12 protein-coding genes are annotated in these 12,443 nt (G+C 60.6%); 6 read left to right on the forward strand and 6 right to left on the reverse strand.

What is annotated here, in order from left to right:
* Positions 1 to 8 precede the first annotated feature (8 nt).
* From DOCECA_RS17970 to DOCECA_RS17980, 3 genes are all read right to left on the reverse strand, one after another.
* Positions 9 to 1,112 (reverse strand): NADH:flavin oxidoreductase, encoded by a 1,104-nt coding sequence (locus DOCECA_RS17970; RefSeq protein ID WP_445570881.1) that lies wholly within the window; start codon positions 1,110 to 1,112, stop codon positions 9 to 11.
* Between the two features lie 189 nt (positions 1,113 to 1,301).
* Positions 1,302 to 1,784 (reverse strand): glutathione peroxidase, encoded by a 483-nt coding sequence (locus tag DOCECA_RS17975; protein ID WP_445570882.1) that lies wholly within the window; start codon positions 1,782 to 1,784, stop codon positions 1,302 to 1,304.
* A 122-nt stretch (positions 1,785 to 1,906) separates the two neighbouring features.
* Complete coding sequence (locus tag DOCECA_RS17980; RefSeq protein WP_265066092.1) at positions 1,907 to 2,392, reverse strand: FKBP-type peptidyl-prolyl cis-trans isomerase; 486 nt, start codon at positions 2,390 to 2,392, stop codon at positions 1,907 to 1,909.
* Here DOCECA_RS17980 and DOCECA_RS17985 point away from each other — a divergent pair.
* The 3 genes from DOCECA_RS17985 (at position 2,361) to DOCECA_RS17995 (ending at position 5,797) form a co-directional block, all read left to right on the forward strand.
* Entirely contained in the window at positions 2,361 to 2,699 is a 339-nt protein-coding gene (locus DOCECA_RS17985) for a DUF3565 domain-containing protein (RefSeq protein ID WP_420765502.1), read from the forward strand. The genes DOCECA_RS17980 and DOCECA_RS17985 overlap by 32 nt on opposite strands.
* An 89-nt stretch (positions 2,700 to 2,788) precedes the next feature.
* On the forward strand, positions 2,789 to 4,888 hold the full coding sequence (gene pta / locus DOCECA_RS17990; RefSeq protein WP_420765503.1) for a phosphate acetyltransferase: 2,100 nt from the start codon (positions 2,789 to 2,791) through the stop codon (positions 4,886 to 4,888).
* A complete protein-coding gene (locus DOCECA_RS17995) occupies positions 4,889 to 5,797 on the forward strand; it encodes an acyltransferase (RefSeq protein WP_445570883.1) in 909 nt (302 codons plus the stop codon).
* A 170-nt stretch (positions 5,798 to 5,967) separates the two neighbouring features.
* Here the strand turns inward: DOCECA_RS17995 and cysN are convergent, their stop codons facing one another.
* The 3 genes from cysN to DOCECA_RS18010 all read right to left on the reverse strand — a co-directional run bounded on the left by cysN (position 5,968) and on the right by DOCECA_RS18010 (position 9,759).
* Positions 5,968 to 7,866 carry a sulfate adenylyltransferase subunit CysN gene (cysN, locus tag DOCECA_RS18000; RefSeq protein ID WP_420765505.1) on the reverse strand — a complete coding sequence of 633 codons (1,899 nt, stop codon included), beginning with the start codon at positions 7,864 to 7,866 and terminating at the stop codon, positions 5,968 to 5,970.
* Positions 7,867 to 7,875: 9 nt separating this feature from the next.
* Positions 7,876 to 8,793 carry a sulfate adenylyltransferase subunit CysD gene (cysD, locus tag DOCECA_RS18005; protein ID WP_030139871.1) on the reverse strand — a complete coding sequence of 306 codons (918 nt, stop codon included), beginning with the start codon at positions 8,791 to 8,793 and terminating at the stop codon, positions 7,876 to 7,878.
* 207 nt (positions 8,794 to 9,000) lie between these two features.
* Positions 9,001 to 9,759, reverse strand: coding sequence for a Nif3-like dinuclear metal center hexameric protein (locus tag DOCECA_RS18010; RefSeq protein WP_434560621.1), 759 nt, complete (start codon positions 9,757 to 9,759; stop codon positions 9,001 to 9,003).
* Positions 9,760 to 9,863: 104 nt separating this feature from the next.
* On the opposite strand from DOCECA_RS18010, the gene algW reads away from it, so the two are divergent.
* From algW to DOCECA_RS18025, 3 genes are all read left to right on the forward strand, one after another.
* Positions 9,864 to 11,024, forward strand: a complete 1,161-nt coding sequence (algW, locus tag DOCECA_RS18015; RefSeq protein WP_420765507.1) for a Do family serine endopeptidase AlgW — start codon at positions 9,864 to 9,866, stop codon at positions 11,022 to 11,024.
* A 158-nt stretch (positions 11,025 to 11,182) separates the two neighbouring features.
* Positions 11,183 to 11,461 carry a hypothetical protein gene (locus DOCECA_RS18020; RefSeq protein ID WP_445572192.1) on the forward strand — a complete coding sequence of 93 codons (279 nt, stop codon included), beginning with the start codon at positions 11,183 to 11,185 and terminating at the stop codon, positions 11,459 to 11,461.
* A gap of 120 nt (positions 11,462 to 11,581) precedes the next feature.
* Complete coding sequence (locus tag DOCECA_RS18025; protein WP_434607748.1) at positions 11,582 to 12,301, forward strand: DUF4198 domain-containing protein; 720 nt, start codon at positions 11,582 to 11,584, stop codon at positions 12,299 to 12,301.
* The last annotated feature ends 142 nt before the right edge of the window (positions 12,302 to 12,443 follow it).

The following is a 12,443-nucleotide window of genomic DNA, read 5'->3' on the forward strand; positions in this document are numbered from 1 at the left end:
GACGCCGCTTACATCAAGGTCATCAACGCCTCGCGACTGAACGGCAGGATGTCCTGCTCACGCCCGTCACGCACTTTCTGCGCCCAGTCGGGATCCACCAGCAGAGCACGGCCCACCGCCACCAGGTCGAACTCTTCCTTGTTCAGGCGCTCCAGCAGGTTTTCCAGGCTGGCCGGTTGGGCAACCTTGTCGGTATTGACCATGAACTGCAGGAACTCGCCGTCCAGGCCGACGCTGCCGACGGTAATCGTTGGCTTGCCGGTGAGCTTGCGGGTCCAGCCGGCCAGGTTCAGGTCCGAACCGTCGAACTCAGGCTCCCAGAACCGACGCGTGGAGCAATGGAAAATATCCACGCCGGCATCGGCCAACGGCTTGAGGAACGCTTCCAGCGCCTCAGGCGTCTGCACCAGGCGCGCTGTGTAGTCCTGCTGCTTCCATTGAGAAAATCGGAAAATGATCGGAAAACCTTCGCCCACCGCAGCGCGCACGGCGCGGATCAGCTCGATGGCGAAGCGCGAACGGTTGGCCAGGTCGCCGCCGTAACCGTCCGTGCGCTGGTTGCTACCTTCCCAGAAAAACTGATCCACCAGATAGCCGTGGGCGCCGTGGATCTCGACGCCGTCCATGCCGATACCCTTGGCATCTTTTGCCGCTTGGGCGAAGGCGGCGATGACTTCGTCGATGTCTGCCTGGCTCATGCCGTGAACCACGACCTGGCCATCCTTGAGCTTTTCAGTCGGGCCATAGCCTGGTACGGCGCCGTCCGGCTCGGTACCGAGGCGTCGGACATTGCCTACGTGCCACAGTTGCGGAACGATCTTGCCGCCTTCGGCGTGCACCGCATCGACTACTTTCTTCCAACCCGCCAGCGCGGCGTCACCGTAGAAATGCGGTACGTTCGGGTAGCCATTGGACGCCTTGTGACCGACCGTCGTGCCCTCGGTGATGATCAGGCCAACCCCGGCCGCCGCGCGACGACGGTAGTACTCGATCACCTTGCTGTTCGGTACGCCGCCCGGCGAAAAGGAACGGGTCATCGGCGCCATCACGACCCGGGTCGGCAGCTGGAACGTGCCGAGCTGAAAGGGTTTGAACAGGGCTTGTACAGGCATGGGGCACTCCACGGGATCGGTCACGGTTCATATATGACGACGATAATATGAAGCTGAAGCAGAGCTGGGTAGCACTATTGATTGGAGTGATTAAGGATCAGAAGGGAGCCGAGAGAACGCTTTTGTTTTGAGGCCCGCAATACGTGGCGAGGGAATGTATCCTCTCGCCACAAAGGTTCGCCTGACGGTTTAGCTCAGGGCTTTTTCGATCGCCTGGATCACCGCAGGATCATCGGGCGGCGTGCGCGGCGAGAAACGCGCCAGCACCCGACCGTCCTTGCCGAGCAGGAATTTTTCGAAGTTCCAGGTAATGTCTCCAGGGAACTCGGCGCCCTCGCCCGCCAGCAGACGATAGAGCTGATGACGTTCTTGACCGTTCACTTCCAGCTTGCTGGACAGCGGGAACGTCACGCCATAGTTGAGGCTGCAGAATTCCTGGATTTGCTGATCGGTTCCAGGCTCCTGTCCGGCGAACTGGTTGCAGGGCAGGCCCAGCACACTGAAGCCCTTGTCCTTGTACTGCTGGTAGAGATTTTCCAGCGCCGCGTATTGAGGCGTCAGGCCACATTTGGAGGCAACGTTGACCACCAGCACGACTTGCCCTTTGAACGGTGCCAGAGGAAGCTCCTGACCATCCAGGGTTGTCAGTTTAAGGTCGTGGAAAGCACTCATGACGAAACTCCAGGTTTGCAGATCTTTTCGATACAGCCATGGGTGATGCTAACAGCAAGCGACTAAAAAGGCGCCGTATGGCGCCTTTCCAGTTCACTGTTTCCTTGAACGTAGCGCAGGAATCAGTGGTGATGGCCGCCTTCGCCATGGACGTGGCCATGAGCAACTTCTTCCTGGCTGGCGTCACGGATATCGACGATCTTGACTTGGAAGTTCAAGCGCTGGCCGGCCAACGGGTGGTTGCCGTCAACGGTGACGTCATCGCCGTCCAGGTCGCGAATGGTGACGATCTGCATCTGGCCATCCGGCGCCGAAGCGTGGAACTGCATGCCGACTTCCAGCTCATCCACACCTTCGAACATGCTGCGGCTCAGGGTGCTGACCAGTTCGGCGGAGTACTCGCCGTAGGCGTCTTCCGGCTCGACGGTCACGTTCAGCTCGTCGCCGGTGGTTTTGCCTTCGAGGGCTTTTTCCAGGCCCTGGATGATGTTGCCTGCACCATGCAGGTAGACCAGCGGAGCGCCGCCGGCAGAGCTGTCGATGACCTCACCAGCGTCGTTGGTCAGGGTATAGTCGATGGAGACAGCCTTATTGGCGGCGATCAGCATGGGGCGAGACCTTTTGCATAAGAATGAAGAACGGACAAGTCTAAACAAGGATTTGCCCGAAAGCGAACGGAACCCGGACAAACGGGCTAGCTCGAACAGACCAACGGTCACGGGTTTCCGCCAGGATGAGGACGGACACTGGGTCGTCGAGCTGTCTTGCGGCCACACCCAGCACCTGCGCCACCAGCCACCGTGGCAATCCCGGGCCTGGGTACTGGACCCGGCGCAACGTATTGAAAAAATCGGCCAGCCCTTTGCTTGCGGCTGGTGCGCTCAAGGCCCGGTTAGCGATAACCTTGGCGACTGAATTGTGGGTAGATGACCAGTCATAGGTCGCGCCCTGGTGCCCTGTTTCGCAAATACAGGGCACTGGCCATGCACCCTTAGAGAATCCGCATGCAAACTTTTTTTATCGCACCCACCGATTTTGGCGTGGGCCTGACCTCCATCAGCCTCGGGCTGGTGCGTACCCTGGAACGGGCCGGGCTCAAAGTCGGCTTTTTCAAACCCATTGCCCAGCCTCATCCTGGCGATACCGGCCCGGAACGCTCCACCGAACTGGTGGCCCGCACCCACGGCCTCAAACCGCCGCAACCGCTGGGCCTGGCTCATGTGGAGCGCATGCTCGGCGATGGCCAGCTCGATGAGCTGCTGGAAGAAATCATCACCCTCTATCAGCAGGCCGCCGTCGGCAAGGACGTACTGGTCGTCGAGGGCATGGTCCCGACCCGCAGCGCCAGCTACGCCGCCCGGGTCAACCTGCACCTGGCCAAGAGCCTGGACGCCGAAGTGATCCTGGTGTCGGCGCCGGAAAACGAAGTGCTGACGGAGCTTTCCGGTCGCGTCGAGTTGCAGGCACAACTGTTTGGCGGCCCCAAGGACCCGAAAGTCCTCGGCGTGATCTTGAACAAGGTTCGCACCGACGAAAGCATGGAGGCGTTCACCGCGCGCCTGAAGGAACATTCGCCGTTGCTGCGCAGCGGCGACTTCCGCCTGCTCGGCTGCATCCCGTTTCGCCCCGAGCTCAACGCCCCGCGTACCCGCGACGTGGCCGACCTGATGGGCGCGCAGGTGCTCAATGCCGGCGACTACGAAACGCGGCGCATGAGCAACATCATCATTTGCGCCCGCACCATGCGCAACACCGTGGAACTGCTCAAGCCCGGCGTACTGGTGGTGACCCCTGGCGATCGCGACGACATCATCCTCGCCGTGAGCCTGGCGGCGATCAATGGCGTACCGCTGGCCGGCCTGCTGCTGACCAGCGACACCCTGCCCGACCCACGCATCATGGACCTTTGCCGCGGTGCGTTGCAGGCCGGGTTGCCAGTGCTGTCGGTGAGCACCGGCTCGTACGACACCGCCAATCTGCTCAACGGCTTGAACAAGGAAATCCCCATCGATGACCGCGAACGCGCGGAAATAATCACCGATTTTGTCGCCAGCCACCTGGACGCCCGATGGCTGCACCAGCGCTGCGGCACGCCACGGGAGATGCGCCTGTCACCGGCGGTGTTCCGCTATCAACTGATCCAGCGCGCCCAGGCTGCCAACAAACGCATCGTATTGCCGGAAGGCAGCGAACCGCTGACAGTGCAAGCCGCCGCCATTTGCCAGGCGCGGGGCATCGCCCGCTGCGTGTTGCTGGCAAAACCGGCCGACGTCGAGGCCGTGGCCCGCGCCCAGGGTATCGAACTGCCGCCGGGGCTAGAGATTCTCGACCCGGATGTGATTCGCGAGCGTTACGTCGAGCCCATGGTGCGGCTGCGCAAGAGCAAAAGCCTGAACGCTCCCATGGCCGAGCAGCAACTGGAAGACACCGTGGTCATCGGCACCATGATGCTGGCGCTGGATGAAGTGGACGGGCTCGTCTCCGGCGTCATCCACTCCACCGCCAATACCATCCGCCCGGCGTTGCAATTGATCAAGACCGCGCCGGGCTGTTCGCTCGTGTCGTCGGTATTCTTCATGCTGTTTCCCGAGGAAGTGCTGGTGTACGGCGATTGCGTGATGAACCCGCACCCAAGCGCTGCGGAACTGGCCGAGATCGCCTTGCAAAGCGCCGACTCCGCCGCGGCGTTCGGCATCACGCCACGGGTCGCGATGCTCAGCTATTCCAGCGGTGAGTCGGCCAGCGGCGAAGAAGTGGAAAAGGTCCGCGAAGCAACGCTGCTGGCCCATGAGGCGCAACAGGGGCTGTTGATCGACGGCCCGCTGCAATACGATGCCGCCGCCAACGAAGCCGTGGCACGGCAACTGGCGCCCAACAGCCAGGTCGCAGGTCGGGCCACCGTGTTCATTTTCCCGGACCTCAATACCGGCAATACCACCCACAAGGCCGTGCAGCGCAGCGCCGATTGCGTCAGCCTCGGGCCAATGCTGCAAGGTCTGCGCAAGCCCGTGAATGACTTGCCGCGTGGCGCCCAGGTCGATGACATCGTCTACACCATCGCCTTGACCGCGATTCAAGCCGCCAACCGACCTCTGGATATTTAAATGCTGGATTTCCTGCCTCCCCCTGTACGGGGCGTGATCGCCTCGCTGCTGTTGGCGTTGAACACCATCGCCTGCTGCACGCCGCTGTTCATCGTGGCGATCTTCAAACTGTTGCTGCCCTTCCCCGCTGCCCAGCGTATTACCGACTGGCTGATGAGCCATATCCACGAAGCCTGGATCAGCAACAACAAGGCCTGGATGAACCTGTTGCGCCGTACCCGCTGGCATATCAGCGGGCTAGAAGGCCTGGACTACCAACACTCATATCTGGTCACCAGCAATCATCAAAGCTGGGTCGACATCATGGTGTTGCAGTACGTGCTGAACCGACGCATCCGACCGTTGAAGTTTTTCCTCAAGCAAGAGCTGATCTGGGTGCCGGTGATTGGCCTGGCCTGGTGGGCACTGGGCTTCCCGTTCATGAAGCGTTACTCAAAGGCTTACCTGGAAAAACATCCGGAAAAGAAAGGCAAGGACCTGGAAACCACCCGCAGGACCTGTGCGAAATTCCGCAACAACCCGGTGGGTATTTTCAATTTCGTTGAGGGCACGCGCTTCACCGAAAGCAAGCATGCCCAGCAGCAATCACCGTTTCGCTACCTACTCAAGCCCAAGGCCGGCGGCATCGCGTTTGTGCTCGATGCGATGGGCGAACAATTGGAGTCGATCATCAACGTGACGATTCATTATCCGGGCGGCCGCCCGGGGTATTGGGATTTGCTCTGCGGCAACGTTGGCGAGGTGGTGGTGCACTTCCAGGAGCTGAAGATACCGCCGCAGTTCATTGGCAAAAGCTACGACCAGGACGGGGAATATCGCCTGGAGTTCCAGGGTTGGATCAACCAGCTGTGGCAGGACAAGGATGCATTGCTTGAGCAGATGCATCGGGAATATCCCGACAAGTCTTGAGCTGGCTGCACCGGCCTCATCGCGAGCAAGCTCGCTCCCACAATGGTCACTGCTGAGGCAAATACCTGTGGGAGCGAGCTTGCTCGCGATGGCGTCCCTCCAGACAACAAAAAAGCCCGCCGATGATCACTCATCGGCGGGCTTTTACTTGCCGCTTGCAGCTGTTTCCCTTAGATCGCGCCACGCTTGCGCAGCAGATCCAGCACTTGCTTGACGCTTTCTTCCAACGTCAGCGACTGGGTGTCGATCACCAGGTCGGCATCCAGCGGCACGTCGTATGGGAACGACTCGCCCGGAATGTTATCGCCGGCAGCCGCGTACAGCCCTTGTGGATCACGCTGGGCACATACCGTTGGCGAGGCCTGGACGTAGACGGTCACCAGGCGCTCGCGGCCGATCAAGTCCTTGGCCTGTTCACGGCCTTCGGCACTCGGCGCGACGAACGCAGCCAGGGTCAGCAGGCCGGCTTCGTTGAACTGACGGGCGACGTGAGCCGCGCGACGCCAGTTCTCGGTACGTCCGGCACGGTCTTGCGGCAGCCCCTTGTTCAGGTCGTGGCGCAGGTTCTGGCCATCGAGTACAAACACCGCACGGCCCATGTCGAACAGCTTGCGCTCCACCGCATAGGCCAACGTGCTCTTGCCCGCGCCCGACAGGCCGCTGAACAGCACCGTGGCCGGCTGCTGGCCGAAGCGCTGGGTACGTTCTTCCACCGACACATGGGCCAGTTTGCCGTGGTGCGTGCTGCTGCCGTGGGCCAGCGGCTGGGCCACGATCATGCCCGCGCCCACGGTGCCGTTGGTCAGACGGTCGATGACGATGAACGCGCCAGTGGTGCGGTTGCTCTCGTAACCGTCCAAGGCGATCGGCGCATCCAGGGCGATCTTCACCTTGCCGATTTCGTTGAGTTGCAACGCGCTGGCCGGACCTTCCTCGAGGGTGTTCACATCGACTTTGTTGACGATGCTGGCAATCGAACCGGGCACGTAGCTCGTGGCGCGCTTGATGTCATATTTCTTGCCCGGCAGCATCGGCTCCTCGGCCATCCACACCAGCATCGCTTCGAAGCTGTCGGTGACCGGCGGGACATTGTCGGCATGCACCAGCAGGTCGCCACGGGAGATATCAATCTCGTCTTCCATGGTCAGCGTGACAGCCTGACCCGGGCCGGCGTGCTCCAGCTCGCCTTCGAAGGTGACGATGGATTTCACGCGGCTGCTCTTGCCGGAAGGCAGCACCACCACTTCGTCGCCCTTGTGCACGATGCCGCTGGCGAGGGTGCCGGCGAAACCGCGGAAGTTCAGGTTCGGACGGTTGACGTACTGCACCGGGAAACGCAGGTCGGTGAAGTTGCGATCGCCCGCCACTTCCACGGTCTCGAGGATTTCCATCAGCGACTGGCCGGTGTACCACGGCGAGCGCTCGGACTTGTTCACCACGTTGTCGCCCTTGAGGGCCGACATCGGCACGAAGTGCATGCTGGTGGGCTTCATCTTCAAGCCTTCGGCGAACTTGAGGTAGTCGGCCTTGATCGACTCGAACACGCCCTGGTCGAAGTCCTTGAGGTCCATCTTGTTGATGGCCACGACGATGTGCTTGATGCCTAGCAACGAGGCGATGAAGCTGTGGCGACGGGTCTGGGTCTGCACGCCGTAGCGGGCATCCACCAGGATGATCGCCAGGTCACAGGTGGAAGCACCGGTGGCCATGTTGCGGGTGTACTGCTCATGGCCGGGGGTGTCGGCGATGATGAATTTGCGCTTGGCGGTGGAGAAATAGCGGTAGGCGACATCAATGGTGATGCCTTGCTCGCGCTCGGCCTGCAGACCATCGACCAGCAACGCCAGGTCGATATCGTCACCGGTGGTGCCGACTTTCTTCGAATCACGGGTAATGGCTTCCAGGTGATCTTCATAGATCATCTTGGAGTCGTGCAGCAGGCGCCCGATCAGGGTGCTCTTGCCGTCATCGACGTTACCGCAGGTCAAAAAGCGCAGCAGCTCTTTACGCTCGTGCTGGCCCAGGTAGGCGAGGATGTCCTCGCTGATCAAATCAGATGCGTGCGACATGACAACCCCTTAGAAATAACCCTGACGTTTTTTATCTTCCATCGAGCCTGCGCCATCGTGGTCGATGACCCGGCCCTGGCGCTCGGAAGTTCGCGTCAGGAGCATTTCCTGGATGATGTCCGTCAGGCTCTCGGCCTCGGACTCCACCGCGCCCGTCAACGGGTAGCAGCCAAGGGTACGGAAACGTACTTTCTTCTTGACGATTCGGGCTTTGTCTTCGTCGGACAGGTGCTCGAGGATGCGCTCGTCATCGATCATGATCAGCGTGCCGTTCTTCTCGATCACTTCACGCTCGGCGGCGAAGTACAGCGGCACGATCGGGATGCCTTCGAGGTAGATGTACTGCCAGATGTCCAGCTCGGTCCAGTTCGACAATGGGAAGACGCGGATCGACTCGCCTTTGTTGACCTTGCCGTTGTAGACGTTCCACAGCTCCGGGCGCTGGTTCTTCGGGTCCCAGCGGTGCTTGCTGTCGCGGAACGAGTAGACGCGCTCCTTGGCGCGGGACTTCTCTTCATCACGACGGGCGCCACCGAAGGCTGCGTCGAAACCATGCTTGTCGAGCGCCTGTTTCAGGCCCTCGGTCTTCATGATGTCGGTGTGCTTGGCGCTGCCGTGGGTAAACGGGTTGATGTTCTGCGCCACGCCGTCCGGGTTGATATGGGTGATCAGGTCCAAGCCGAGCTCTTCGACCATGCGGTCGCGGAACTTGTACATTTCCTGGAATTTCCACCGGGTGTCGACGTGCATCACCGGAAACGGCAGCTTGCCGGGGAAGAACGCCTTGCGTGCCAGGTGCAGCATCACGGCGGAGTCTTTACCGATGGAGTACAGCATCACCGGGTTATCGAACTCGGCGGCCACCTCGCGGATGATGTGGATGCTTTCCGCCTCCAGCTGTTTCAGATGCGTCAGTTTGTCGACCATGGCTACTCACGAAAGCTTTCTTATGAACGGCCAGCGGGCCGTGTTCGAGCGGGGAATCCTAGCACAGCGACCTCTTCTAATCAGGGCGCCAACTAGATCGAAACAGCATATGGATATGCCCGGTGGTTCGGGCCTCGCATTTGCTTTTCTGTAGGGGCGAGCAAGCTCGCTCCCACAGGGATAAGCGCCCACAGCGTTTATAGGCAGTCAGATCGGATTCGGGCAGTCGATGAAGATGTGTTCCAGCGCAAAACGCCGCGCCAGGTAGTCGCCCAGCGCCTGGACGCCGTAGCGCTCGGTCGCATGATGCCCGGCGGCGATGAAGCTGATGCCGTTTTCCCGCGCGCTGTGGAAGGTCTGCTCGGACGCCTCGCCACTGAGGTACAGATCGACGCCGGCCAGTACCGCCTGGTCGATGTATCCCTGGCCGCCACCGGTACACCAGCCGACTCGGCGGATCATCTGTTCCCCTTCTATCAGCAACGGCTCGCGGCCCATGACTTCCTGGACCTTGCGGGCGAAATCCCGAGGCGTCATCGGTTCGGACAGAGAACCCACGAGGCCGACGATCTTTGGATTATCCGGATCCAGCGGCCCTTCGACGGTGATGTCCAGTTGTCGGGCAAGTTGTACGTTGTTGCCGACTTCGGCATGCAAGTCCAGGGGCAAGTGATAGGCCAGCAGGCTGATATCGTGCTTGAGCAAGGTTCTCAGGCGCCGCTGCTTCATCCCGGTGATGCAGGGATTCTCGCCCTTCCAGAAATAGCCGTGATGCACCAGGACCAGGTCGGCCTCGGCCTCCACGGCAGCATCGAGCAACGCCTGGCTGGCCGTCACGCCGCTGACGATACGCATCACCTGCGGGGCGCCTTCGACCTGCAAGCCGTTGGGGCAATAATCGGCGATCCGGCTGCTTGCCAGGTAACGGTCCGCTTCTTCTACCAGGGTGTTCAGGGCGACGGCCATGAAAAGACTCCTAAATATCCCGTCCAGAGGCGCGCGCGGCCTCGTATAATGCGCGACATTATGGGCGGTCCCATCCCGCCTGCAACCTTTGTAGGACGTGCTTAATGTTCAAGGCGCTGCGTTTTTCCGGCTGGCCGCTGTTGGCCGGCGTGCTTGTCGCTTTATTGATTATCCAGCGCTACCCGGAATGGGTCGGGCTGCCAAGCCTCGACGTCAACCTGCAACAAGCGCCCCAAGCCAAGGCGCCGCAGCAGGGGCCGGTGTCCTATGCCGACGCGGTCACCCTGGCGGCGCCGGCGGTCGTGAACCTGTACACCACCAAAGTCATCAACAAGCCCAACCACCCGCTGTTTGAAGACCCGCAATTCCGGCGTTTTTTCGGCGACAACTCGCCCAAGCAGAAGCGCATGGAGTCGAGCCTGGGCTCGGGTGTGATCATGAGCCCGGAAGGTTATATCCTGACCAACAACCACGTCACCAGCGGTGCCGACCAGATCGTGGTAGCACTCAAGGACGGCCGTGAAACCCTGGCCCGGGTGATCGGCAGCGATCCGGAAACCGACCTCGCGGTACTGAAGATCGATCTGAAGAACCTCCCCGCGATCACCATCGGCCGTTCCGACAGCATCCGCATCGGCGACGTGACCCTGGCAATCGGCAACCCGTTCGGCGTTGGCCAGACCGTGACCATGGGCATCATCAGCGCCACCGGCCGAAACCAACTGGGCCTGAACAACTACGAAGACTTCATCCAGACCGACGCTGCCATCAACCCTGGCAACTCCGGTGGCGCCCTGGTGGATGCCAACGGCAATCTCACCGGGATCAACACGGCGATCTTTTCCAAATCCGGTGGCAGCCAGGGCATCGGTTTTGCCATTCCGGTGAAGCTGGCCATGGAGGTAATGAAGTCCATCATCGAACACGGCCAGGTGATTCGTGGCTGGCTGGGCATCGAGGTCCAACCGCTGACCCAGGAACTGGCGGAGTCGTTCGGCTTGTCCGGGCGACCCGGCATCGTGGTGGCGGGCATCTTCCGCGACGGTCCGGCGCAGAAGGCAGGCCTGCAATTGGGTGATGTCATCCTGAGCATCGACGGCGAACCGGCCGGCGATGGCCGGCGCTCGATGAACCAGGTGGCGCGGATCAAACCCACCGACAAGGTCACGATTCAGGTCATGCGCAACGGCAAGGAACTCAAGCTCACGGCTGAGATTGGCCTGCGCCCGCCACCCGCGCCGGTGGTGCTTAAAGAAGAACAGTAAGCACGCCACTTTGGCGAGATTACTTGGCGAGGGGATTTATCCCCTCGCCACATCTTCTCGATATCCAGCGACCACAACCACACCTGAAATTACAGATAGCATAAATTCTCATTAGTAGTGTTATATTGTTTCAATGCTAAAAATTGGAACAACATAACATGTCATCTCTGAAACGGATTTCCATTGCCAGCCTCACCCTGGGGTTGCTCGGCGATCCGGCTTTTGCCGAAGAAATCCAGCCCCTGGAACTGGACGCCATCAATGTGCATCTGGCCAGCCATTACAAGCAGGGTGAACTCTGGGGATTCGCTTCCGAAGCGCGCCCGTTGAATGCCGACGGCCACACGGTGAACCGGCGTTACCCTGAGCGAGACAACAATTGGCACGACAGCATTACTCAACTTGAAGTACGGGGGATGGTCGACCTCGGGGCCTGAACCTGAACAACATTTTCGACGAAAAATACTACGAACGCTCCTACAGCAATTACTGGGTCACGCCCGGTGATCCACGCAACTTCACTGTCAGCCTCACCCCCAATCTATAAGGAAGTCAGCATGAAATACCCCAAGACCTTCACCCTGCTCGCCCTGCTCCTGGCCACCCAGGCTTCGGCCCATGGCCTGTGGACAGAACAGCGACGCGGCAACATCGAAGTGATCTACGGTCACGGCGCCGAGGACAACGCCTTCAAGGCGAAGAAAATCAGTGGCGCCTGGGCCTACGACCTGGGCGGCAACATGATCCCCGTCACCGTGGAGCGTCTGCCGGACCACGCTCGCCTGCAACCCCTCAAGCCGCCGGCCGTGCTGGCCGTCGCCCTGGACAACGGCATGTGGTCACAGACCGCCGACAAGAAGTGGATCAACGAAGGCCGCAGCAAGGTACCCGGGGCGATCGAATCGACCCAGACCTTCAAGTACAGCCTGGCGATCTATGAGCCGGGAGCGAAGCTGCCGAAACTGGATCAGATCAAGTTCGTCATCGTACCGGAAGTCGACCCACTGACCGTCGGCCCCGGCCAGCCTTTGCCGGTGCGAGTGCTGATCGATGGCAAACCTGCCGCTGGCGTGAAACTGGTGGGCGACTATCGCAGCGCGCCAGGTACTGTCACCACGCAAACCGACGCCGAGGGACGGGCCAAGGTACCGGTACGTAATGAAGGGTTGAATGTCATTGCCGCGCAGATGGAAATCCCGCTCAAGGACAATAAGGATGTCGCGACGCGCGGGGTGTTTACGTCGCTGACGTTCCTTGGCGAGCCGCATCACGAGTAAGCGCTGAAATTGTGGGAGCTGATCTGGCCACTATCGCGAGCAAGCTCGCTCCCACAAAGGATTTCAGTGTCGCTGATCGTTAGGACGCCCTGAAATCAATGTGGGAGCGAGCTTGCTCGCGATGGCGTTGGGTCAGTCATCC

The organism is Pseudomonas sp. E102, from assembly GCF_052660185.1.